The organism is Bradyrhizobium sp. BRP56 (assembly GCF_020194035.1).
In the GTDB taxonomy this organism is placed as follows: Bacteria; Pseudomonadota; Alphaproteobacteria; order Rhizobiales; family Xanthobacteraceae; genus Bradyrhizobium; species Bradyrhizobium australafricanum.
The window spans coordinates 79,074-100,232 of the sequence record NZ_JADYVV010000001.1; the positions used below are offsets into that span (position 1 = coordinate 79,074).

The following is a 21,159-nucleotide window of genomic DNA, read 5'->3' on the forward strand; positions in this document are numbered from 1 at the left end:
TTTGGCGGGTGCGGAGTTCGGAAAATGCGTAGCCCGGATGAAGCCAACGGGTCGCGCGAACGCGCGCCCCGTTGGCTCCATCCGGGCTACGGGAGCACGTGATTTGAGGGCGAGCTACTTCGCGCCGGCGAACTCGGTCTTGGTCTCGTGGCTACCGAGGAAAACCAGCAGGCCCGCCGCGAGCGGCAGCAGCGACAGCACCAGCAGCCCGGTCGACGTGCTGCCGGTGGCTTCCTTGACCCAGCCGATCAGATAGGGCCCGCCGAAACCGGCGAGGTTGCCGATCGAGTTGATCAGCGCGATCGCGCCGGCGGCGGCGGTGCCGGAGAGCCAGGCGGTCGGCAGCGTCCAGAACACCGCGAAGGTGCAGAACACGCCGATCGCGGCGACCGTCAGCACCACCATCGTCATGACCGGATCGGTGATGTAGCTGGAGACCGCGAGCGCCAGCGCGGTCAGCAGCAGCGGCGCGCCGACATGGAACACGCGCTCGCGGGTGGCATCGGAACGGCGCGCCCACAGGATCATCGCGATCGTGCCAAACAGATAGGGAATTGCGGTGACGAAGCCGGTCTGCGCGTTGGTGAGACCGAACGCCTTGACGATCTGCGGCAGCCAGAACTGCATGCCGTAGAGCGAGGCGACGAAGCCGAAATAGATCGCGCTGAGCGCCAGCACCTTCGGCGAGGACAGCGCCTCGCCCAGCGTGAAATGCTTCGCCGCCTGCTTGGCCGCGACCTCGGCGTCGAGCTTCGCCTTGAGCCACGCCTTCTGCTCGGCCGAGAGCCACTCGGCCTTCTCCGGCCGGTCGGTCAGATAGAACCAGGTGACGATGCCGAGCAGCACCGAGGGAATGCCCTCGATGACGAACAGCCACTGCCAGCCCTTCAAGCCCATCACGCCGTCGAGGCCGAGCAACAGGCCGGAGATCGGCGCGCCGATCACGGTCGAAATCGGCACCGCGAGCGCGAAGGCGGCGAGGAAGCGCGCACGATACTCGGCCGGATACCAGTAGGTCAGATAGAGGATGATGCCGGGGAAGAAGCCGGCCTCGGCGACGCCGAGGAAGAAGCGCAGCGCGTAGAAGCTGTGCTCGTCATAGACCGCCGCCATCAACGCCGAGAGGATGCCCCAACTCACCATGATGCGGGCGATCCACTTGCGGGCGCCGAACCGCTCCAGCGCCAGATTGCTCGGCACCTCGAAGATGAAATAGCCGATGAAGAAAATGCCGGCGCCGAACGAGAACACCACCGGCGAGAACTTCAACTCGCTGTTCATGGTGAGCGCAGCGAAACCGAGATTGACGCGGTCGAGATAGGAGAAGAAGTAGGCCAGGATCAGGAACGGGATCAGCCGCCAGGAGATCGCGCGGATCGTCGACGTCTCGATCTCGCTGCGGACGCCGCGATCGGGCGCGATGGTTGCTGTCTGGCTCATGAGCTTTCCCCGGGTGTTGCTTGCCGTGAGGATTATTGGCTGGCTCCGCTTTGAGCAATGGCAAAAACTCATAGCTCACAGCGCAAACGGGAAACCTGTGCGTTTTGTGCACGGCGTCATTGCGAGCCAGCCCTATTCAGCCAGCTGGAAGCGCTCGAAGCGGTCGAGCTCTTCCTCGATGCGGCGCTTCAGCTCCTTGCGTGCCGCCTGCTTCTTGCCGTTGCCGACCCAGCTCCATTTCTGCATCAGGAGCTTCTTGTTCTGCCGGTCGGTCTTGAGGTCGAGGGCGGCGACGATGTCGTCGCCGACCAGCACGGGCAGCGCGAAATAGCCGAACAGGCGCTTCTCCTTCGGCACATAGGCCTCGAAACGGTGGCCATAGCCGAAGAACAGCTCGGTGCGCTTGCGCTGGATGATCAGCGGATCGAACGGCGAAAGGATGTGAACCAGGGTGGGATCACCCTCGCCGGTCGCGTCCAGCACCTCGGGCCGCGCCCAATGCTCCTGCTTGCCGGCGCCTTCCAGCGCGACCTGGACCAGTTCCTTGCGGCGCAGGCGCGCCTCGATCAGGCTGTGCACCGCCTTCTTGCTCGGCGCGTCGAGATGGCAGATCGAATCCAGGCTGACGATGCCCTGCGAGCGCAGCGCGCGGTCGAGCAGATAGGCGGTCCGGGCCGAGGCCGGGGCCGGCTTCGGCGGCTTGTCCCAGCCGAAGTGCCGGGTCATCAACTCATAGGTCTTCAGCATGCCGGCGCGCTCGCTGATCGTGACCACGCCGCCATAGAAGGCGAGCTGCAGCGCGCGCTTGGAGGGCTTGCGGCTCTGCCAGAGATGCTCCTTCTCGGTCAGCACGTCGTCATCGATGTCACGGATGGTCAGCGGACCGGCACGCAGCAGCCGCAGCACCTTGCGCGTGTCCGCCGGGGTCACCGACGAGAACCATTTGTGGCCCTCGCGCTTGTGCGCCTTCATCGCCGGCAGGAAGATGCCGATGTCCTTGGACGGAATGTAGGACAGCGCGTGCGTCCAGTACTCGAACACGCTCTTGTCCCGGCTCTGCGCCTGCTTGAGGTCGGCGCGGCGGTAGTCCGGAATGCGGCTGAACAGGATGTGGTGATGGCAGCGCTCGATCACGTTGATGGTGTCGATCTGCACATAGCCGAGATGATCGACGGCGGCCGCCACCGCTGACGCCCCCTCGCCGAACGGCACCTGGGTATCGAGCCGCTGCGCGCGCAGCCAGATATGGCGGGCGGCAGCATTGTTCAACGAAAGGGGTTCGGCGGCGCGGGACATTGCCCCAGCAATGTAGTGAGATTCGCGCAGCTGTGGAGAGCCGCGCGGCGGAAATCAGCTCCGCATCATTCGGAACGGCTACGTCGATCCGACGACCCGCCGCAACCACGGAACGTCCCCGATCGCCGCCGCGAGCGCGGCGCTTTCTCCATGGAAGATGCGGGACGAATGCCCGCCGACCGGAAACCAGCCACGGCCATCTTCGACGTCCCGCCGATATTCCTCGAAGCCGATGCTGCCGTCCGGGCGAAGGAAGATATCGACGCCGCGCGAGGCGTCTTCGTCATTGATCGAGCGGAGGACACGATTGACGTTGGCCATGATGTCCTCGCTTCCCGCCTGCCCTGTCTGGCGCAAGGCGGGGCGGCACACCCAACCGTGACCCAGATCACATTCCGGGCTTTGAACCGGTCCTATTCTTCCAGCATCAAAACGACAGCAAGCCGGATTGGCTAGCCCGACATTTGAGGACGAAAACCATGATCCGCTCTTTTTCCTTGTCTTTTCTGACAATCGGCGCCGCGCTGTCGATGACGGCGGGCGTCGCACTGGCCGGCAGCGAGGCCGTTCCGGCCGCACAGATTCTCAATGCGCTGAAGCCGAAGTCGGCCACCCGCGGCCTTTCCGCCGGCACGCAGGTCGACCTCGCGGCTTCCGCCAAGGAGGCAAGCTTCCTCAACACCGTCCGCAACCGGCAGACCCGTTCGTTGTCGCGCGTTGAACGCCAGGAGATCGCCGACATCGCGGCGAACAAGCCGAAGATCGATCTGGAAATCCACTTCGACTACAACTCGGCCGACATCAGCAAGGGCTCGACCCAGGCGGTGCAGGAGCTCGGCAAGGCACTGTCCGATGCCAGCATGAAGGGCTCGACCTTCGTCGTCGCCGGCCACACCGACGCGATCGGCGGCGAGGCCTATAACCAAGACCTGTCGGAGCGCCGCGCCGACACCATCAAGAAATATCTGGTCGAGCATTACGGCCTGAACGGCTCGGATCTCGTGACGGTCGGCTACGGCAAGACCCGGCCGAAGGACCCGAGCGCGCCGATGGACCCGACCAATCGACGCGTGCAGGTCGTCAACATGGATACCAAGACCGCCTCGCAGTAATCTCCCGCAGCCTCGATCCGCCTGCCACGCCCGGCAGGCGGATCACTTTGCTTCAAAGACCGTCATATCCAGCCCTGAAACAGCATCAACCGGTTGAACGTCGCCATCGACGTCTCGATGACAGCAGCCGTGACCGGCAGCATCGCAACAAACCCTGCGCATCCAACCGCAACGAACGCCCACAGCAGCCAGCGCGGCGCACCCTTGCGCGTCAAGGCGTAGACCAGCACGAAGCTCGCGGTGGTCGCCGCGGGGAGATAGTAATAGATGAAACCGAGCGTGCGCGGCAGCAGCGCCCAGGCGAGATACGGGCCGAGGTAGAACGCCAGCACGAGAAATGCATCACGGCCGCGCCCGACGATCCAGTCGCGCAGCGCAATGATCAGCGCGATCAATGCCGGCCACAGCACCAACGGGTTGCCGAGGAGCACGATCGCGGCGAACCTGTCATCGCCGACCTTCTCGAACAGGTACCAGACAGGGCGCACCAGGAACGGCCAGGACGGCCATGAGCTCATATAGGTGTGGCCCGCGATGGCGGCCGTGGTGTTGTCGGCAAAGATGCGGCGCTGCGCCTCGATGATATCCGTGAACGAGAGGCCGCAGAGCGGCACGAAGGTCGCGAGATAGACGGCCGCCGGGATCAGCACGAAGCAGACCATGAAATGCGGAACACGAAAATCCGGCCACAGCTCCGGCCGGTACCAATCCTCCGCATTGGCGTCGGCAAAGCGCGTGCGCCAGCCCTGCATCAAGCGGATCGCAGCGACGATCGCGATGCAGGTCGCGAGCACGAACAACCCGCTCCATTTGCAGGCACTGGCAAGCCCCGCGAACAGCCCCGCCAGCGCAAAGGCGGATTGCGGCTGCTTTTGCCTGAAGCCGTGGACGAACGTAGCGATCGCGAACAGGCCGAAGGCGAGCGCGAAAATATCCAGCATCGCGATCCGCGACTGCACGAACAGCATCTGGTTGAAGAAGGCGAGCAGCACGGCGGCAATCGCGCGTTGCTGCGACGCGAACAGCGCAAGCCCGCCGAGATAGACGCCGACCAGTGCCAGCGCACCGAACAGCGCCGCGGGATAGCGCCATCCGAGCGGCACGTCGCCGAATGCCTTGATCGAGAGGGCGATGATCTCCTTGGCAAGCGGCGGATGCATCGGATTGAGGATCGGGCCCTCGCGCACCGGCAGCAGCATCTGCCGCGCCGCCGGCACATAGTGCACCTCGTCGAAATAGAGCTTGTCCGGCGCCGTGATCCCGAGCAGCAGCACGACATGGGCGACGATGAAGACGATTGCCGCGACGATCGCCGTGCGCGCGGCGGGACGCCACAGAACAGAGGGAGATTTGTATGCGATGTTCAAAGGGCAAGCACGGTGCGAGAGGAACGCAGCTTGCCACAATTATACAATATCGACTGCATCCGCGATCCGTCGCCACGGTCATGTGACGGAACCAGCGTGCCCATACTGTCATGCCCCGCTTTCATGCGGGGCATCCAGTACGTCGCGGCCCGTCGGCCGAGCACCGAAATCTCTGGAATGCTGGATCGCCCGGTCCCGTCTACGCCAAGGCTTCGACGAGGCACGAATCCCTGGCTCGCCGAAGCTTTAGCGTAGACGGCGAGCCGGGCGATGCCAGCGAGGCCCTACCTCACGCCGCGGACTTGCCCTCATAGGCCCGGCGCAGGCCTTCGATATCGAGCTTGATCATCCCGAGCACGGCCTGCATCACACGCGCGGCGCCGGCGGCGTCGGGCCCGCCGAGATATTGGCGGACCGCCGCCGGCACGATCTGCCAAGCGACGCCGTAGCGATCGCGCAGCCAGCCACACTGCTCGGCGGTGCCGCCGGCCGCGAGCAACGCGTCCCACAGGCGATCGACCTCGGCCTGGTCGACGCAGTCGATCGCGAACGAGACCGCGTGGGTATGCTCCATCCTCATCCCGCCGTTCAGCGCCATGAAGCGCTGACCGGCGAGCGTGAATTCGACCAGCAGCACCGTGCCGGCCTTTCCGCCGGGGCTGTCGATGACATTCTTCTGGACCGTCTCGATCCGCGAACCGGGCAGCAGCGAGACGTACAAGTTCGCGGCCTCCTCGGCCTCGCCGTTGAACCACAGGCAGGGAGATACCTTCGACATGCTGAGCTCCTCGTGATGGCGGGATGCGATCAGGCGGTCGCCGCGGCGGACTGCGCCTTCATCGCCGCCTCGACATCCATCCACATCACTTCCCAGATGTGACCATCGGGATCTTCGAAGCTGCGGCCGTACATGAAGCCGTAATCCTGCTGCGGCGACGGATCGGCGCTGCCGCCCGCGCCCTTCGCCTTGGCGACGTAGCCGTCGACCGCGTCGCGGCTGTCGGCGGACAGGCAGATCAGCACTTCGCTCGTGGTTTTGGTGTCGGCAATTTTCTTCGGGGTGAATTCGCGGAACTTGTCGTGCGTCAGCAGCATGACGTGAATCGTGTCGGAGATCACCATGCAGGAGGCGGTGTGGTCGGAAAATTGCGCGTTCTTGGTCGCGCCGATCGCCTCGTAGAAGGCGGTCGCGTGGGCGAGATTGCTGACCGGCAGGTTGACGAAGATCATTGTCGGCTTGGCCATGAAAGGCGCTCCTTTTCGCGGGGTTGTGCCCCGAGGACGAACCGCCTCGCCGCGTCCCGACATCACCGCGCCGATTTTTCTTGCGGCGTCGTGCCGCAGGGTGACGTCAGGTCACAATCGGTGTCGGCATGGTCAGGAATGCCCGCGTCACATGCCAGAACAGCTCCCGATTGGTGGCAAGCGCCACCGAATGGGCGGTGCCGGGCAGGATGATGAATTGCCGGTCGCCGTTCGGCAGCTTGTTGAAGAACTCCTCGAGGTCCGGAACCGCGGCGATGCCGTCATATTCGCCGCGGACCAACAGCACCGGTGCCAGCACCTTCTCTGGATGCACGACCGGCAAATTGGCGGTCATGTCCAGATAGGTGCCGGTCGGGATCTGGTCGCCGAACTGCATCTCGACATCGGCCAGCAGCTCGACCACGGCGGGGTCCGACGTGCCGGGCCTGTCGCGGGTCGCGATCGAGCGGATCATGTCGCGGTCGCGCTCGCGCATGTTGTGGCTGCGATAATAGGCGAGTTGCTCGGCGCGCTTGGCCAGCGTCGGCGAACCCTCGCCCTTGTAGGTGAAGGCCGCGAACACCAGCCGGTCGATGCGCTCGGGCGCGGCCATCGCGAAAGCGCCGGCCCGCAGCGCGCCGGAGGATTCGCCGACGAAGTGATATCGGCTCTGCCCGGTCTCGCGCGCGATCACCTCGACCGCGGCCTTCAGATCCTCGACGCCGCTTGCAATATCCGCATTGCCCGACGTGCGGCCGGACTTGCCGTAGTTCTCGTGGTCCATGGTCCAGCAATCGAAGCCGTAGCGGGCAAATGTGTTCAGCAGCGAATACTCGCCCTTGCCCGGCACCGTGAGGTCGAACACCCTTGATGTCACCGACGAGCCGTGCACGAAGAACACCACCGGCCGCGCCGGCTCGCCCGGCTTCGGCGCACCGATCCGCTTGCGGAACATCCACAACGGGATGTCACCCTTCTTCGCCCAGTATTCGTTGCTCCATATTTCTCCTTCGGCAGGAACCGCGGTCGCGGCCTGTGCCGACGCTGCGCCGAGCACGCCGGCTGCCGTTGCAATGCCGATGCCTTTGATCATGCTGCGCTGCGAATGGTCGGATGACATCATGGTTCGCTCCCTTCCGGATTTCTTCGTCCGATCCGGTGCGATCGAGCATAGCAGCGCCCATGTCCGGTTGCGCGACGGGCGCATCTCGCGTCTGCCAATCCGATGCACGATTTTGTGAATGCGGTTTCCGGCAAACGGCGCGGACGACGGGCGGACTTGGTCCTAGTCTCCGCGGCGATCCGACCGGAAAAATCCGGCGAGAAGCGGGAGCGAAGAATGAGCAGCAACCTCACCGACGAAGAACTTGCCGCCTTGATGCCCTCCGAACTGTGCCAGCACCAGACGCCGATCCCGACCCAGATCGTCTCCAGCGACGAATTCTATCCCGACCCGCAGAATGAACGGCAGCGCGAGGTCGAGGCGCGGCTGCTCACGATGGCCGACGATCTCGGCGGCAAGCAGGGCCTCGACCGCCGCAGATTCTTCCAGACCGCGGCCGGCATGGCCGCCTCCTTCGTCGCGATGAACCAGGTTTACGGGGAGCTGTTCGCCGTGACGCCGGCGGAGGCCGCGACACCCGCGATGGCGCAGGAGCGCGCCAACTCCCTGAAAGACCAGTTCATCATGGACATGCACACGCATTTCCTGCGCGACGACACCCGCATCATGGGTTTTGTGGAAATGCGCAGGGCGGTCGGCAAGGCCGGCTGGAACAAGGAGCTCAGCGATCACGAGCAGACAATCGAGGATCTCAAGTTCGACAACTACAAGAAGGAGATGTTTCTCGATTCCGACACCAAGATTGCGCTGATCTCCTCGGCGCCGTCGCATATCGAGCAGGACTGGTTCCTGACCAACGAGCAGATGGCCGACGCGCGCAAGAAGATGAACGACGAGGCCGGCTCGCGGCGCGTGTTCTGCCACGCCATCTTCACGCCCGGGCAGCCCGGCTGGCTCGACAAGCTCGACGCCGCATTGGCGCTGAAGCCGGAATCCTGCAAGGGCTACACGATCGGCGACAACACCCACAAGGAGATCAGCCGCTACCCCTGGCGGCTGGACGACGAGAAGGTCGCCTACAAGGGTTATGAGAAGATGGTGAAGGCGGGCATCAAGAATGTCTGCGTCCACAAGGGACTGTTTCCGCCCGGGATCGAGAAACAGTATCCGAATCTGCGCGGCTTCGCCGACGTGGCCGATGTAGGAAAGGCCGCCAAGGACTGGCCGCAGCTCAACTTCATCATCTACCACTCGGCCTATCGCCATGTCGGCGGCGATCCGAAGGTCGCGCTCGCCGAATTCGAGCGCACCGGCCGCATCGCCTGGACCTCGGATCTCGCCGACATCCCGGCGCAGTATGGCGTCAACAATGTCTATGGCGACGTCGGGCAATTGTTCGCGACCACGCTGGTCGCCGAGCCCAATGTCTGCGCCGCGCTGATGGGGACCTTGATCAAGGGGCTTGGCGTCGACCACGTCTGCTGGGGTACCGATGCGCTGTGGACCGGCGCGCCGCAATGGCAGATCGAGGGCCTGCGGCGGCTGGAGATCCCCGAGATGATGCAGAAGAAGTTCGGCTATGCACCGCTCGGCCCCGCCGACGGGCCGGTGAAGACGGCGATCTTCGGCGACAACAACGCCCGGCTCTACAACATCCAGCCGAAGCGCGCGATGCTCGACCTCAAGGGCGATCGATTTGCGATGATGAAGGCGCAGTATGAGAAGGCCGGCGTGGAGCCGTCGAACACGCGTTACGGCTATGTCGTGCCGAACGGTGTGATCGATCACCGGGTGTTTGCGTAGGGGTTAGGCCCCGTCATTGCGAGCGCAGCGAAGCAATCCATATCTCCGCTCAGGGACAGATGGATTGCTTCGTCGCTTCAGCGCAAAATTGCTTGCAGTTTTGTCGCGAGCTCCTCGCAATGACGGAAAGGGTCATCTCCCCGTAAACCTCGGCTTGCGCTTCTCGCTGAACGCCCTGGCGCCTTCCTTGAGGTCGTCGCTGTCCTTGATGGCGTCGAGCTGCCGGCGCACCTCCGCGACCGTCTCCAGCGGCCCCTTCGGCATCGCGTCACGCGCGAGCTTCTTGAGCGCCTGCACCACCAGCGGCGCGTTGCCCGCGATCTTGGCCGCCAGCTCCAGCGCCGCCGCAAGGTGCTGCCCCGGCGGCGTGATGCGGTTAACGAAGCCGATCTGGTAGGCCCGCTCGGCCGACAGCTCCTCGCCGACAAGCAGGAACTCCATCGCGATCTTGTGCGGCATGCGCGCCAGCACCGAGGAGACGCCGCCGCCGGTGGTGCCGATCTTGGCTTCCGGATAGACGAACCGCGTCGTTTCCGAGGCGACGCAGATGTCGGCCATCTGCACCAGAACGAACCCGCCGCCCACCACCCAGCCGGACGTCGCCGCGATCACCGGCTTGTCGAGCTCGACGCCGAGCCCGGGCACCGCCTGCCACATATTGGCGGGGAAATCCCGGACGTCAGCGCCGACACAGAAATACTTCTCCTCGGCCGAGGCCAGCACCGCGACGCGGTCATCGCTGTCGCGAAAGCGCCGCCAGGCATTTTGCAGCTCGTCGCACAGCGCATTGTTGAGCGCGTTGTGCGAGGAGACGCGGTCCATCGTGATGGTCGCGACGTGGTCGGCGCTCTCGTAACGCACGAGCGTCATGCTGGCCTCCTCCCCTGGACTGTCATTCCGGGGCACGCGAAGCGTGAATCCGGAATCTCGACGCAAATGTCGCGGCTATTTCTTCTCGTCGGGATGGCGGTGCACCGGGTCGACCCACAGCACGGTCTCCGGCTTCTCGATCGGCTCGATGTCGAGGTTGATCGCGACCGCCTCGCCGTCGGAGCGCACCAGCACGCATTCCAGCACCTCGTCGCGGCTGGCATTGATCTCCTGATGCGGCACGTAGGGCGGCACGAAGATGAAATCGCCGGGGCCGGCCTCGGCGGTGAACTGCAGCTTCTCGCCCCAGCGCATCCGCGCCTTGCCCTTCACGACATAGATGATGCTTTCGAGATGGCCGTGATGATGCGCGCCGGTCTTGGCGTCCGGCTTGATGCTGACGGTGCCCGCCCACAATTTCTGCGCACCGACCCGGGCGAAATTGATCGCGGCCTTGCGGTCCATGCCGGCGGTCGACGGCACGTTCGGATCGAGCTGGTTGCCGGGAATCACGCGGACGCCGTCGTGCTTCCAGCGCTCGTCGTCGTGATGGTGATGGTCGTGGGAATGGGTGTGATCGTGGGAACCGCTCATCATTCTTGCTTTCGTTGGCCTGATTTCGTGCGTGGAACGCTAGCGAAAAGCAGCCGCGCAGGCGAGCGGAAAATCGGAACCTCGCCGAATCGGAACATCGCCATGTTCCGGCGCGTTACCTCAGCGTATTCCGAAGGAGTAATTTCATGGGTAGCACGACCGATAGGATCAAGGGCACGGCCAACGAGGCGATCGGCAGGTTCAAGCGGCGTCTTGGCAAGGTCACCGGCTCTCCGGCGATGCAGGGCCGAGGCGCGATCCTGGAAGCCAAGGGCAAGGGACAGAAGGCACTCGGCGGCATCAAGAGGATCGTCGGCAGGGTGACCTCAGCGGCTCACTGGCCTCGCTGAACGAGAGATGACACGGCCGCCCCATCGAGCCGGCCGATCGAGCATGAACGACGCTGCTCAGCCGCGCGGGCGCGGATGTGCCAGCACATCCGGGTTCACGACATTGGTCGGCGTGCCGGCCGCGTAGGCCAATATCTGGTCGAAGATGTCGGTGAACTGGATTTCGTACTCGTCGCGCGAGACGTAGCCGAGATGCGGCGTGCAGACCACATTGTCCATGTTGAGCAGCGGGTCCGCCGTGTCGCGCAGCGGCTCCTTCTCGTAGACGTCGATCGCGGCCATGCCTGGCCGGCCGGCACGCAACGCATTGACCAGCGCGCCGGGCTCGATCAGCGGCGCGCGGCTGGTGTTGACGATCAGCGCGGTCTGTTTCATTTGCGCGAGGTCTTCCGCCGTGACGATGCCGCGCGTCGCGTCGACCAAGCGCATATGCAGCGACAGCACGTCGCAGCGGGCGAAGAAATCCGCCTTGCTGGCTGATGTCTCATAGCCGTCGGCGCGCGCCTTCGCCATCGCCGGCTCGCGCGCCCAGACCAGCACGTTCATGCCGAACGCCTTGCCATAGCCTGCGACCACGGCGCCGATGCGACCGTAGCCATAGATGCCGAGCGTCTTGCCGCGCAGCGTATGACCGACGCCGACCTGCCACTTGCCGGCCTTGAGTGCCGCCATCTGTTGCGGGATCGCGCGCATCGCCGCGAGGATCAGGCCCCAGGTGAACTCGGCGGTGGCGTAGGACGGCGTATCGGCATGCTGGCTCGACGACACGATGATGCCGAGCCGCGTGCAGGTGTCGATGTCGATATGCGGATAGACGCTGCGCTGGCTGATCAGCTTCAGCTTCGGCAGACGTTCGAGCAGCGGCGTGCGGATCTGGGTTCGCTCGCGGATCAGGACCAGCGCGTCGGTATCGCCCAGCCGTTCGGCGAGTGCATCGACGTCCTGGACGTGATCGTTCCAGATCTTGACGTCATACCCGTCGAGCTTGCGGTAGCAATCGAGGGTGCGCAGCGTGTCGAAATAATCGTCGAGGATCGAGATCTTCATCGCTGCGCCCTTGTTGTTGTGGGCCCGTTACTTGACGCCCATCAGCTTATTTGACGCCAAGCAGTTCGACGTCGAACATCAGCGTGGCGTTCGGCGGGATCACGCCGCCGGCGCCGCGCGCGCCGTAGCCGAGGTTCGGCGGGATGATCAGGGTGCGCTTGCCGCCGACCTTCATGGTGGCGACGCCCTCGTCCCAGCCCTTGATCACGTGACCCTGGCCGATCGGAAACTCGAACGGCTCGTTGCGATCGACGGAGGAGTCGAATTTCTTGCCCTTCTGGCCGTTCTCGTAGAGCCAGCCGGTGTAGTGCATGACGCAGGTCTGGCCGGTCTTCGGCGAGGCGCCGGTGCCGACCGTGCTGTCGATGATCTGGAGGCCTGAAGCTGTGGTCATGGGCTTTCCTGCAGTTTGGGCCGTTGCCGTCCCGCTGACAACGGACGTGGAGACTGCCGCCGCAAGGCCGGCGAATGCAGTCTTGATGATCGTGCGTCGGGAAGATCGCATCTTGCACCTCTCGTGAAGGACGGCCGTCTCTAGCCCAGTGCGGGTCGAATCCCTAGCCATTTTTCAGTGACCGGCCATGCCGCCGTCGCGGTCCAGCGCAAAATCGCCGAGCAATGGCGACGACGCGCCCGCGATGAGATCACCGATCAATTGCGCCGCCAGATATGAGTAGGTGATGCCGGTGACGGGCTTCCGCGGGGCAGGACTAGCACCATCCCCGCGACAACACCTTGTTTCCGCCGGCCTCTGATCGCCCGCGACAATCAGTAGCCGAGCGCGCAGCCGTCCTTGCGCGGGTCGGAGCCGCCGGTCAGTGTCCCCTTGTCCCAATCGATCCAGATGCCCTGCCCGCCGCCGAGCGGCGCGACCACGCTGGTGGTCTTGTGACCGATCTTCTTCAGGCCTTCGACGATCTCCGCCGGCACAGAGTCCTCGAGCTGGTAGACGCCTTCGTAGTGCAGGCCGCGCGGCATATCGATGGCTTCCTGAATGTCGCAGCCATAGTCGAGCATGTTGGTCAGCACACGGGTCTGGCCGACCGGCTGGTACTGCCCGCCCATCACGCCGTACGGCATCAGCGCACGGCCGTTCCTGGTGACCAGCGCCGGGATGATGGTGTGCAGCGGACGCTTGCCCGGTGCGATGCAATTCGGATGTCCGGGCTGGATGCGGAAGCCGCCGGCGCGGTTCTGCAGCAGGACGCCGGTCTTGTTGGAGACGATCGCCGAGCCGAACGAATGCGCGATCGAATTGATGAACGAGCAGACGTTGCGATCCTTGTCGACCACCGTGATGTAGACCGTCGACGGATTCATCGGCGGCGCGACGTTCGGCAGTTCGAGCAGCCGGTCCATCCGGATGTTCTTGATGTGCTCTTCGGCGAATTCCCTGGCGAGGATGCCGGCAACGTCGACATGCACGTGCTGGGGATCGCCGATATGCTGCTCGCGCATCATGTAGGCGATGCGTGCCGCCTCGGCCTCGAGATGGAAGCGCTCGATGCTGAGCGGCTTGAACTTGGTCAGGTCGAAGCGCGACAGGATGTTGAGCATGACCAGCATGGTGATGCCGGGGCCGTTCGGTGGGCACTGCCAGACGTCGTAGCCCTTGTACATCGTGCCGATCGGCGAGGTCGCCTCGGTCGAGTGCGCGGCGAAATCCTCGAGCGTGTGCAGGCCGCCGATGCCGCGCAGCGTGTCGACCATGTCGGCGGCGATCTCGCCGCTATAGAAGGCGTCGCGGCCCTTTTGCGCGATCGCGCGCAGCGTCTTGCCGAGCTCGGGCTGGCGGATCACGTCGCCGGCAACCGCGGGCTTGCCGTGCGGCAACAGATAGCGCTCGGTGTTGGTGCCGTTCTTCAGCTTCTCGAAGCCGTTCTTCCAGTCGAAGGCGATACGCGGAGCGACCACGTAGCCCTCTTCGGCTGCCTTGATCGCGGGCTGCAGCAGCCGGTCGAAGCCGAACTTGCCGTGGTCCTTCAGGATCACGTCCCAGGCATCGACCGCGCCGGGAATGCTGACCGCATGTGCCGAGGTCAGCGGCACCGAATGGATCTTGCGCTCGAGATACCAGTCGGCGGTCGCCGCCATCGGCGCCCGGCCGCTGCCGTTATAGGCGGTGATCTTGCCTTCTCCCCGCGGCTGGATCAGCGCGAAGCAGTCGCCGCCGATGCCGGTCGATTGCGGCTCGATGACGCCGAGCAGCGCGCAGGCTGCAACCGCCGCGTCGGCGGCCGTGCCGCCCTCGCGCATCACCTCGATGGCCGCGAGCGCCGCTTCCGGATGCGACGTCGCCACCATCGCGTTCTGGGCGTGGACCGTGGAACGGCCGGCGAAATGGAAATTCCTCATAACGGAGTGCTCGCTTGATCGTGATGGTCTGATGCGGCTGCGGCGGATGATGCCAAGGGAGTACAAAGTACATGGCACACTCATCCCCGGCTGAGCAATGCCTGGCATGCCAGGGGAATTATCCCGACAATGCATGGCTTTGCGGGTTTCGCCGGCCTGGCCGGCCTGATAAACCCCGGCGATGCCTTTCAAGGTCGCCGCCTTCTACCAGTTCGCCGCGCTGCCGGACTTCCGCGCGCTGCGCGAGCCGCTGCGCGCGTTCTGCGCCGGGCTCAATCTCAAGGGCAGCGTGCTGCTCGCCCATGAGGGCATCAACGGCACCATTGCCGGCATCGACCAAGGCATCGATGACTTCGTTGCGGAGCTCAGGCACGGGCCGCTGTTCGGCGGCCGCCTCGACAATCTCGAGCTGAAGTTCTCCGAAGCCGCGCAAATGCCATTCCAGCGGCTCAAGGTGCGGCTGAAGAAGGAGATCGTCACGCTCGGCGACACCACGGTCGATCCGACGCGGCAGGTCGGCACCTATGTCGATGCCGCCGACTGGAACGAGCTGATCGCCGCGCCTGACATCGTGGTGCTCGATACCCGCAACGCGTTCGAGGTCGCGATGGGCACGTTCGAAGGCGCGATGGATCCCAGGATCGCGAGCTTTGGACAATTCAAGGAATTTGCGGCGCGAAACCTCGATCCGGCGAAACACCGCAGGATTGCGATGTTCTGCACCGGCGGCATCCGCTGCGAGAAGGCCAGCGCCTATCTGCTCGCGCAAGGTTTTGCCGAGGTCTATCACCTCAAGGGCGGCATCCTGAAATATCTCGAGGAAACCCCGCAGCAGGACAGCCGCTGGCGCGGCGACTGTTTTGTGTTCGACGAGCGTGTCGCGCTCGGCCACGGCCTGCGCGAGCGTGCGGGTGCGCGTTCGAGCGACGCGGAGTGCGCGAGTACCCCCTGCGAGGCTGCCGTCCATGAATGACACGGCCAAGCTGAGCGAGCGGATCGATGCGCTGGAGGTTCGCCTGATCTATCAGGACGAGGCCATCGAGACGCTGAACCAGACCATCACGGCACAATGGAAGCAGATCGACGCGCTGACGCGCCAGATCGCCGAGTTGCGCGACCGGCTTCAGGAGGCCGAACGCCAGGCGCCCGGCCCCGCCAACGAGCGCCCACCGCACTATTGATCGGTGCCGCCGGACCGCGGCAGCACCGGCTACATGTTGCTCACCTGACGCATCGGCTTCGCGCCGCTGAAGAACAGGCTGGACAACCGCTGCACCATCGCCGTGGCGCGGCTGCCTTCGAGACCAGGGCGAACGCACAGCAGGCGCTTCTGCACAGGAAGTTCCGGAAGATAATAGTCCTTCGCCGAGATCAGCGAAGACGGGATCATCCGCTCGGGGCACGCCGTCAGGCCGTATCCGGCCCGTGCGGCTTCCAGTCGCAGCTGGTGGTTCGGGCTCCTGAACACGATCTTGTACGTGATGTTGTGCTTGGTGAGCGTCCGGATCATCCAGTCGTCACCGGGCCAGGCCAGGATCGGGATCGGGGCGCCCGGCCGCAGCACAAAATCGCGCGATCGCACCCACACCGACCGCTCCTCGGCTTCGGCGGCGATCGTCACCTCGTCTTCGTTCTCCTGCGAAGGGTTGCTGTAGACGAACGCGATGTCGATGTAGCCGTCGATCAATCCCCTGATGACGGCCGGTGACATGTCGGCGTGCAGCAGAACGTCGGCGAGTGCATCGGAGGGATGCAGCTTCAGGAATTCCTCGGCGAGCATCGTGCTGATTCCCAGCCGCAACGGCTGGGGTCCTTCATGATTGCCGCCGAGCCGAAGCAGTTGATCGTTGGCTTCGAGGATGCGCCTCGCCTGCTGCACGGCGACCTTGCCGAGCTCGGTGGTCGTGGTGCCGTTTGCGGTTCTGACGAAGAGCGCGCCACCAATCAGGCTTTGCAGTCGCTTGACCTGCGAACTGATCGCCGGCTGGCTGAGGCCGAGACGCTCCCCGGCTTTCGACAGGCTGCCCGTCTCCGCGATCGCAACGACGGTGCGAACGATTTCAGTAGGAATATTCAAATGCTGACGCGGTCTATGCATCGCGAGCCCTCCAGTCTCAGCACGGGACGCAATTCCAATCTCCACAGTATGTGATCAGGCTATACTAACATTTGGTTGCACTTTCGTTTAGCCACAATTACCCGCCAAGGCACTGATATTGCAGGCCATATGTATTGTTACGTGCATTGCTCCGCAGATCACGGTATCCGACAACTACATCTCCACACGCTGCAGCACCTCAACCGCACCACACCCCGGGTTTTTGCGGATATCGCATCAAATATTCTGATCGCCCCATAACGCTTCACTGACCCGATAAGTCTGAATTGCGGCCGCTGATTCGTGAAAGCGTTTTCATAGTTTTCCTTAATCAAAGCCTCGCAACGTGACGTCGTAGTTGGCGTTTCGAGGTGTGTTGCAATGACCAGGTTTTTTCGCTGCAGAAGCGGTGCGTCCGCCGTCGAATTCGCGCTGATGCTGCCGCTGTTTCTTGCCTTCATTTTCGGCATCATCGTCTTCGGCTCGTATCTCGCCATGGTGCATGGCGTTCAGCAACTCGCCGCCGAAGCGGCGCGGTCATCCATCGCGGGAATGACCGACACCGAACGCAACAGCCTCGCGACGAGCTACGTCACCGCCAACGCGTCGACCTATCCATTGCTCGTTCCCGGCAATCTCACGGTCAATGCCGCGCCGTCTCCATCGAATGCCAACGTCTACGTCGTGACGGTCAACTACAACGCGGCCGGCAACTTCATCTACAAGCTGCCCTTCGTCCCCGCCCCGGCGAGCACCATCGTCCGCTCCGCGGCGATTCAGTACGGGGGATTCTAGGATGAGAGGCGTCCTCATGCTGATGCGGCGCTTCGGCGCCGACGAACGAGGAAACTTCGCGATGATCAGCGCCGGCCTGATGACGCTCCTGATCGGGTGCGCCGGGCTCGCCATCGATCTCGGCACGATCTTCGCCGACCGGCGCAAGACGCAGAGCACCGCCGATCTCGCCGCGATCGTCGCCGCCGCCAACCTGAACAATCCGGTCAACGCCGCCACCGCGACGGTGACGCAGAACAAGTACCCGGCCAGTGCGCTGGTCAAGGTCGAGACAGGAACCTACACCGCAAACAGCGCCATCGCGCCGCAGGCCCGTTTCGTGACCCCGGCGGTCGGCACTCCCAACGCCGCGCGGGTCACGCTGAATACCCAGACCCCGCTCTACTTCGCGCGCTATCTCACCGGCGCGAGCAGCTTCACCATCAAGACGACCGCCACCGCGACATCGACCGAAATGGCCTCGTTCGCGATCGGGTCGAGGCTGCTCTCGGTCAACGGCGGCGCGCTCAATGCGCTGCTCGGCTCGATGCTCGGCACCACGCTGTCGCTCTCGGTGATGGACTACAATGCGCTGATCAGCGCGAAGATCGACGCACTGGACTTCCTGTCGGCACTGGCGACCCGGGTCAACCTGACCGGCGTCACCTATAGCGACCTGCTGAGCAGCAACATCAAGATCGGCGACATCGTCGCGTCCGCGCTGACCACCCAGCAGATCACCAACGGCGCCAACGCGGCGACTACAGCGCTGTCGACGATCTCCCAGGCCGTCACCGGCTCCACCACCAAGATTTCGCCGGGCACGCTGGTCGACCTCGGTCCCTTCGCCAATCTCACGGTGGGACAGAAACCCAAGGTCGGCGCCAGCGTTTCGGTGTTCGACCTGATTTCCACGGTGGCGCAGATCGCCAACGGCAACCATCAGATCGCAACCTCGATCAACCTCGGCCTGCCCGGCATCGCCAACGTCTCCGTGATCGCAACGATCGGCGAGCGCCCGGTCGGATCGAGCTGGATCGCGATCGGCACCCAGGGTGTGAGCGTCCACACCGCGCAGACCAGGATCCTGGCGACGATCAATGTGCTCGGCTCCGGCACCGTGTCTGCGATCAATCTCCCGGTCTATGTCGAGGTCGCCTCGGGCACCGCGACGCTCAATGCGGTGTCCTGCGGCCACCCCAACATCAACACCTCGCAGGTCACGATCGGCGTGACGCCAGGGATCGTGGATGCGTGGATCGGCAACGTCACGGTCGCCGACATGACCAACTTCACGACCAAGCCCAATCCGCCGCCGGCGACACTGGTCAACCTTGGTCTCGCCACCGTCACCGGCCTCGCCCATGCCGGCATGGGCAACACCACGCCGACCAATGTCAATTTCAGTTACAGCGACATCCAGTCGGGCACCAAGAAGACGGTGACGACGACCAACTTCCTTTCGTCGCTGACAGGAAGTCTGCTCGGCGACCTCTCGCTGACCATCAATCTCGGCCCGCTCGGGCTGCCGATCCCGGGATTGGGGGCGCTCGTCATGAGCATCCTGAATGGCGTGACGAGTTCAGTCGATCAGGTGCTGGCGTCGCTGCTCGCGACGCTCGGCATCGGGCTCGGCCAGGTCGACGTTTGGGTGCTGGGCATTCGCTGCGACGGCGCCGTGCTGGTGAACTAGAGCATGATGCGGAAAAGTGCGAAGCGGTTTTCCCTTGCGACAAACGCAAAGCGTTTGCGCGGAGATCATGCTCAAACAAGAAGCGAAAGCGCGACCATCGCGCTTGAGGGGACCGATCGCGACGGGCATCACATCGGGGGTAGGAGACTGCCGTGAGCACGACGATAAGATACAAGACCGACAGCCAACGAACGATCCTGCTGAAGCGCGGGACGATCTTCTTCCGCAACAGCAGTGTCGGATGTCTTGTGCTCAACCTCTCGACCGGCGGCGCGGGGCTCGCCGTGGAAAGCGACGTCGCAATCCCGCTCGCATTCGAGCTCGAGATCGCGAGCGAACCGATCCGGCGGCACTGCATTGTGGCCTGGCGCCTGGAGCGGCGGCTCGGCGTGAGCTTCGAATCTGACCGGATGCAGTGCCCCGCAAGCGGCCCCGTCTAGTTTATCCCGGCAATCACGGTGCGCGGACGGCCCCGTGCTCCGAGCCATCGCTCCGCGGCAGTTCGCCACATATTGAACTCAGGTGGCATCGTGGTTAGCAGCCGCTGGGATATACCAGCTAATTGTCCCGATCGCCGTCGTGCTTCGACGGCGCGGGCTGCGTGGCGCTGACCGGATCGGAGGCCGGGAAGGTATCCTCGAGCCCCTCCTTCAGCCGGGTGCGAGCCTTGCGGTCGGCAGCCTGCGCCTCGTGCGGCTTCTCGGCATACTTGTCGTGCGGGGCAGGATCGAATTTGTCGGCCATGTCGTCCCTCCATTCGGGAAGACAACGCGGCCGCGCAAAAAGGGGTTCCAGAACCGCCTTGGCCCATTGCGCTGCAGCGTGTATCAGGGGCGCAAATTTTGACCGTGATCAGGAACTATCCGCGTGCCCCAGGATCCCACCAAGAAGCCGCTCATCGACGTGCTGTCGGGCCACCGGCAGGCCGCGCCGCCGCTCTGGATGATGCGCCAGGCCGGCCGCTATCTGCCGGAATATCGCGAGCTGCGCGCCAAGGCCGGCGGCTTCCTCGATCTCTGCTTCACGCCCGAATTCGCCGCCGAGGTCACGCTGCAGCCGATCCGCCGGTTCAACTTCAACGCCGCGATCATCTTCTCCGACATCCTGGTAATCCCCTACGCGCTCGGCCGCTCGGTGCGCTTCGAGGCCGGCGAAGGACCGCGGCTCGATCCGCTGGCAACGCCCGGCGAGATCGCGACGTTGGCGACCCATGCCAATTTCGACCAGCTCGAGCCGGTTTTTGAAGCACTGCGCCGCGTCCGTCGCGAACTCGCCCCCGAGATCGCACTGATCGGCTTCTGCGGCGCGCCGTGGACGGTTGCGACCTACATGGTGGCCGGACAGGGCACGCCGGACCAGGCACCCGCGCGGATGCTTGCCTACCGCCATCCGGATGCGTTCGCCAAGATCATCGACGTGCTGGTCGAGAACTCGATCCACTATCTCGTCGGCCAGTTGAAGGCTGGCGCCGACTGCCTGCAGATCTTCGACACCTGGGCCGGCGTGCTGCCACCGCGCGAGTTCGCCCGCTGGGCGATCGAGCCGACCCGGCGCATCGTGGCCGGGGTGCGCAAGCAGGTCCCCGATGCGAGGATCATCGGCTTCCCGCGCGGCGCGGCAGGCATGCTGCCGGCCTATGTCGAGCAAACCGGCGTCGACGCGGTCTCGATCGATTGGGCCACCGAGCCGTCGATGATCCGCGAGCGCGTGCAGAGCCGCGTCGCGGTGCAGGGCAATCTCGATCCGCTGGCCCTGATTGCCGGCGGCGCCGCGCTCGACCGCGCGGTGGACGATGTACTGGAGAACTTCGGCAAGGGGCGGATGATCTTCAATCTCGGCCACGGCATCCTCCCCGAGACGCCGATCGCCCATGTCGAGCAGATGGTCGCACGCGTGCGCGCGTATAAGGGCTGAGGCCTTGCAGCCCACTCTATCACCGTCACCCCCGCGCAAAGGCTTCGCCTTTTGTCGCTGGAGGAGCGCGCTCTTGCGCGCGTCTCGAAGGGTCGACGGCCCGGAGCTTTCCGAGCCGTCAGAGCGGGGCCGTGCATC

23 protein-coding genes are annotated in these 21,159 nt (G+C 64.3%); 9 read left to right on the top strand and 14 right to left on the bottom strand.

Annotation, left to right across the window (positions count from 1 at the left end; translation table 11 throughout):
- Positions 1-114: 114 nt before the first annotated feature.
- The 3 genes from I6F38_RS00355 to I6F38_RS00365 all read right to left on the bottom strand — a co-directional run bounded on the left by I6F38_RS00355 (position 115) and on the right by I6F38_RS00365 (position 3,057).
- On the bottom strand, positions 115-1,440 hold the full coding sequence (locus tag I6F38_RS00355; protein WP_225158600.1) for an MFS transporter: 1,326 nt from the start codon (positions 1,438-1,440) through the stop codon (positions 115-117).
- Positions 1,441-1,572: 132 nt separating this feature from the next.
- Complete coding sequence (locus I6F38_RS00360) at positions 1,573-2,736, bottom strand: crosslink repair DNA glycosylase YcaQ family protein (RefSeq protein WP_225158601.1); 1,164 nt, start codon at positions 2,734-2,736, stop codon at positions 1,573-1,575.
- 78 nt (positions 2,737-2,814) lie between these two features.
- Positions 2,815-3,057, bottom strand: a complete 243-nt coding sequence (locus I6F38_RS00365; protein ID WP_225158602.1) for a hypothetical protein — start codon at positions 3,055-3,057, stop codon at positions 2,815-2,817.
- Positions 3,058-3,215: 158 nt separating this feature from the next.
- Here I6F38_RS00365 and I6F38_RS00370 point away from each other — a divergent pair, with 158 nt between their 5' ends.
- Complete coding sequence (locus I6F38_RS00370) at positions 3,216-3,848, top strand: OmpA family protein (RefSeq protein ID WP_225158603.1); 633 nt, start codon at positions 3,216-3,218, stop codon at positions 3,846-3,848.
- A 62-nt stretch (positions 3,849-3,910) separates the two neighbouring features.
- Here the strand turns inward: I6F38_RS00370 and I6F38_RS00375 are convergent, their stop codons facing one another.
- From I6F38_RS00375 to I6F38_RS00390, 4 genes are all read right to left on the bottom strand, one after another.
- Positions 3,911-5,215, bottom strand: coding sequence for a phospholipid carrier-dependent glycosyltransferase (locus I6F38_RS00375; RefSeq protein WP_225158604.1), 1,305 nt, complete (start codon positions 5,213-5,215; stop codon positions 3,911-3,913).
- Between the two features lie 289 nt (positions 5,216-5,504).
- Entirely contained in the window at positions 5,505-5,993 is a 489-nt protein-coding gene (locus tag I6F38_RS00380; RefSeq protein ID WP_225158605.1) for a VOC family protein, read from the bottom strand.
- Positions 5,994-6,022: 29 nt separating this feature from the next.
- Positions 6,023-6,460, bottom strand: a complete 438-nt coding sequence (locus I6F38_RS00385) for a VOC family protein (RefSeq protein ID WP_225158606.1) — start codon at positions 6,458-6,460, stop codon at positions 6,023-6,025.
- 106 nt (positions 6,461-6,566) lie between these two features.
- Positions 6,567-7,583, bottom strand: a complete 1,017-nt coding sequence (locus I6F38_RS00390; RefSeq protein WP_225158607.1) for an alpha/beta fold hydrolase — start codon at positions 7,581-7,583, stop codon at positions 6,567-6,569.
- A gap of 216 nt (positions 7,584-7,799) precedes the next feature.
- Between I6F38_RS00390 and I6F38_RS00395 the strand changes: the two genes are divergently transcribed.
- Positions 7,800-9,326, top strand: coding sequence for an amidohydrolase family protein (locus I6F38_RS00395; RefSeq protein ID WP_225158608.1), 1,527 nt, complete (start codon positions 7,800-7,802; stop codon positions 9,324-9,326).
- A 132-nt stretch (positions 9,327-9,458) separates the two neighbouring features.
- On the opposite strand, the gene I6F38_RS00400 is transcribed toward I6F38_RS00395, so the two are convergent.
- Entirely contained in the window at positions 9,459-10,196 is a 738-nt protein-coding gene (locus tag I6F38_RS00400; RefSeq protein WP_225158609.1) for an enoyl-CoA hydratase-related protein, read from the bottom strand.
- Positions 10,197-10,271: 75 nt separating this feature from the next.
- Positions 10,272-10,790, bottom strand: coding sequence for a cupin domain-containing protein (locus I6F38_RS00405; protein WP_028338582.1), 519 nt, complete (start codon positions 10,788-10,790; stop codon positions 10,272-10,274).
- 146 nt (positions 10,791-10,936) lie between these two features.
- Between I6F38_RS00405 and I6F38_RS00410 the strand changes: the two genes are divergently transcribed.
- Positions 10,937-11,140: a CsbD family protein gene (locus I6F38_RS00410; RefSeq protein WP_225158610.1), complete on the top strand. Its 204-nt coding sequence runs from the start codon at positions 10,937-10,939 to the stop codon at positions 11,138-11,140.
- Positions 11,141-11,197: 57 nt separating this feature from the next.
- On the opposite strand, the gene I6F38_RS00415 is transcribed toward I6F38_RS00410, so the two are convergent.
- From I6F38_RS00415 to ggt, 3 genes are all read right to left on the bottom strand, one after another.
- Positions 11,198-12,187 carry a D-2-hydroxyacid dehydrogenase family protein gene (locus tag I6F38_RS00415; protein WP_225158611.1) on the bottom strand — a complete coding sequence of 330 codons (990 nt, stop codon included), beginning with the start codon at positions 12,185-12,187 and terminating at the stop codon, positions 11,198-11,200.
- 46 nt (positions 12,188-12,233) lie between these two features.
- Entirely contained in the window at positions 12,234-12,692 is a 459-nt protein-coding gene (locus I6F38_RS00420; RefSeq protein ID WP_092085911.1) for an FKBP-type peptidyl-prolyl cis-trans isomerase, read from the bottom strand.
- 263 nt (positions 12,693-12,955) lie between these two features.
- The gene (gene ggt / locus I6F38_RS00425) at positions 12,956-14,542 is read right to left on the bottom strand and encodes a gamma-glutamyltransferase (protein ID WP_225158612.1); all 1,587 of its coding nucleotides are present in this window, start codon (positions 14,540-14,542) and stop codon (positions 12,956-12,958) included.
- Positions 14,543-14,723: 181 nt separating this feature from the next.
- Between ggt and I6F38_RS00430 the strand changes: the two genes are divergently transcribed.
- Together I6F38_RS00430 and I6F38_RS00435 are read left to right on the top strand one after the other, a co-directional pair.
- Positions 14,724-15,515 carry a rhodanese-related sulfurtransferase gene (locus I6F38_RS00430; RefSeq protein ID WP_225158613.1) on the top strand — a complete coding sequence of 264 codons (792 nt, stop codon included), beginning with the start codon at positions 14,724-14,726 and terminating at the stop codon, positions 15,513-15,515.
- Complete coding sequence (locus I6F38_RS00435) at positions 15,508-15,723, top strand: SlyX family protein (RefSeq protein ID WP_225158614.1); 216 nt, start codon at positions 15,508-15,510, stop codon at positions 15,721-15,723. The genes I6F38_RS00430 and I6F38_RS00435 overlap by 8 nt, the downstream gene beginning before the upstream one ends.
- A 29-nt stretch (positions 15,724-15,752) precedes the next feature.
- On the opposite strand, the gene I6F38_RS00440 is transcribed toward I6F38_RS00435, so the two are convergent.
- Positions 15,753-16,640, bottom strand: a complete 888-nt coding sequence (locus I6F38_RS00440) for a LysR family transcriptional regulator (protein ID WP_225158615.1) — start codon at positions 16,638-16,640, stop codon at positions 15,753-15,755.
- A 381-nt stretch (positions 16,641-17,021) separates the two neighbouring features.
- Here I6F38_RS00440 and I6F38_RS00445 point away from each other — a divergent pair, with 381 nt between their 5' ends.
- The 3 genes from I6F38_RS00445 to I6F38_RS00455 all read left to right on the top strand — a co-directional run bounded on the left by I6F38_RS00445 (position 17,022) and on the right by I6F38_RS00455 (position 19,547).
- A complete protein-coding gene (locus I6F38_RS00445; RefSeq protein ID WP_028333249.1) occupies positions 17,022-17,435 on the top strand; it encodes a TadE/TadG family type IV pilus assembly protein in 414 nt (137 codons plus the stop codon).
- 1 nt (position 17,436) lies between these two features.
- Positions 17,437-19,107: a pilus assembly protein TadG-related protein gene (locus I6F38_RS00450; protein ID WP_225158616.1), complete on the top strand. Its 1,671-nt coding sequence runs from the start codon at positions 17,437-17,439 to the stop codon at positions 19,105-19,107.
- 152 nt (positions 19,108-19,259) lie between these two features.
- Complete coding sequence (locus tag I6F38_RS00455) at positions 19,260-19,547, top strand: PilZ domain-containing protein (RefSeq protein WP_225158617.1); 288 nt, start codon at positions 19,260-19,262, stop codon at positions 19,545-19,547.
- Between the two features lie 118 nt (positions 19,548-19,665).
- Here I6F38_RS00455 and I6F38_RS00460 read toward each other — a convergent pair whose 3' ends face one another.
- Positions 19,666-19,851, bottom strand: coding sequence for a hypothetical protein (locus I6F38_RS00460; protein ID WP_225158618.1), 186 nt, complete (start codon positions 19,849-19,851; stop codon positions 19,666-19,668).
- A 123-nt stretch (positions 19,852-19,974) separates the two neighbouring features.
- On the opposite strand from I6F38_RS00460, the gene hemE reads away from it, so the two are divergent.
- Complete coding sequence (gene hemE, locus I6F38_RS00465; RefSeq protein WP_225158619.1) at positions 19,975-21,021, top strand: uroporphyrinogen decarboxylase; 1,047 nt, start codon at positions 19,975-19,977, stop codon at positions 21,019-21,021.
- Positions 21,022-21,159: the final 138 nt, after the last annotated feature.

Excerpts from the sequence above, each read along its gene's own strand:
- I6F38_RS00355 (WP_225158600.1), bottom strand. The coding sequence starts at position 1,440 with ATGAGCCAGACAGCAACCATCGCGCCCGATCGCGGCGTCCGCAGCGAG.
- I6F38_RS00360 (WP_225158601.1), bottom strand. The coding sequence starts at position 2,736 with ATGTCCCGCGCCGCCGAACCCCTTTCGTTGAACAATGCTGCCGCCCGC.
- I6F38_RS00365 (WP_225158602.1), bottom strand. The coding sequence starts at position 3,057 with ATGGCCAACGTCAATCGTGTCCTCCGCTCGATCAATGACGAAGACGCC.
- I6F38_RS00370 (WP_225158603.1), top strand. The coding sequence starts at position 3,216 with ATGATCCGCTCTTTTTCCTTGTCTTTTCTGACAATCGGCGCCGCGCTG.
- I6F38_RS00380 (WP_225158605.1), bottom strand. The coding sequence starts at position 5,993 with ATGTCGAAGGTATCTCCCTGCCTGTGGTTCAACGGCGAGGCCGAGGAG.
- I6F38_RS00385 (WP_225158606.1), bottom strand. The coding sequence starts at position 6,460 with ATGGCCAAGCCGACAATGATCTTCGTCAACCTGCCGGTCAGCAATCTC.
- I6F38_RS00390 (WP_225158607.1), bottom strand. The coding sequence starts at position 7,583 with ATGATGTCATCCGACCATTCGCAGCGCAGCATGATCAAAGGCATCGGC.
- I6F38_RS00395 (WP_225158608.1), top strand. The coding sequence starts at position 7,800 with ATGAGCAGCAACCTCACCGACGAAGAACTTGCCGCCTTGATGCCCTCC.
- I6F38_RS00400 (WP_225158609.1), bottom strand. The coding sequence starts at position 10,196 with ATGACGCTCGTGCGTTACGAGAGCGCCGACCACGTCGCGACCATCACG.
- I6F38_RS00405 (WP_028338582.1), bottom strand. The coding sequence starts at position 10,790 with ATGAGCGGTTCCCACGATCACACCCATTCCCACGACCATCACCATCAC.
- I6F38_RS00410 (WP_225158610.1), top strand. The coding sequence starts at position 10,937 with ATGGGTAGCACGACCGATAGGATCAAGGGCACGGCCAACGAGGCGATC.
- I6F38_RS00415 (WP_225158611.1), bottom strand. The coding sequence starts at position 12,187 with ATGAAGATCTCGATCCTCGACGATTATTTCGACACGCTGCGCACCCTC.
- I6F38_RS00420 (WP_092085911.1), bottom strand. The coding sequence starts at position 12,692 with ATGCGATCTTCCCGACGCACGATCATCAAGACTGCATTCGCCGGCCTT.
- ggt (WP_225158612.1), bottom strand. The coding sequence starts at position 14,542 with ATGAGGAATTTCCATTTCGCCGGCCGTTCCACGGTCCACGCCCAGAAC.
- I6F38_RS00430 (WP_225158613.1), top strand. The coding sequence starts at position 14,724 with ATGCCTTTCAAGGTCGCCGCCTTCTACCAGTTCGCCGCGCTGCCGGAC.
- I6F38_RS00435 (WP_225158614.1), top strand. The coding sequence starts at position 15,508 with ATGAATGACACGGCCAAGCTGAGCGAGCGGATCGATGCGCTGGAGGTT.
- I6F38_RS00440 (WP_225158615.1), bottom strand. The coding sequence starts at position 16,640 with ATGCATAGACCGCGTCAGCATTTGAATATTCCTACTGAAATCGTTCGC.
- I6F38_RS00445 (WP_028333249.1), top strand. The coding sequence starts at position 17,022 with ATGACCAGGTTTTTTCGCTGCAGAAGCGGTGCGTCCGCCGTCGAATTC.
- I6F38_RS00450 (WP_225158616.1), top strand. The coding sequence starts at position 17,437 with ATGAGAGGCGTCCTCATGCTGATGCGGCGCTTCGGCGCCGACGAACGA.
- I6F38_RS00460 (WP_225158618.1), bottom strand. The coding sequence starts at position 19,851 with ATGGCCGACAAATTCGATCCTGCCCCGCACGACAAGTATGCCGAGAAG.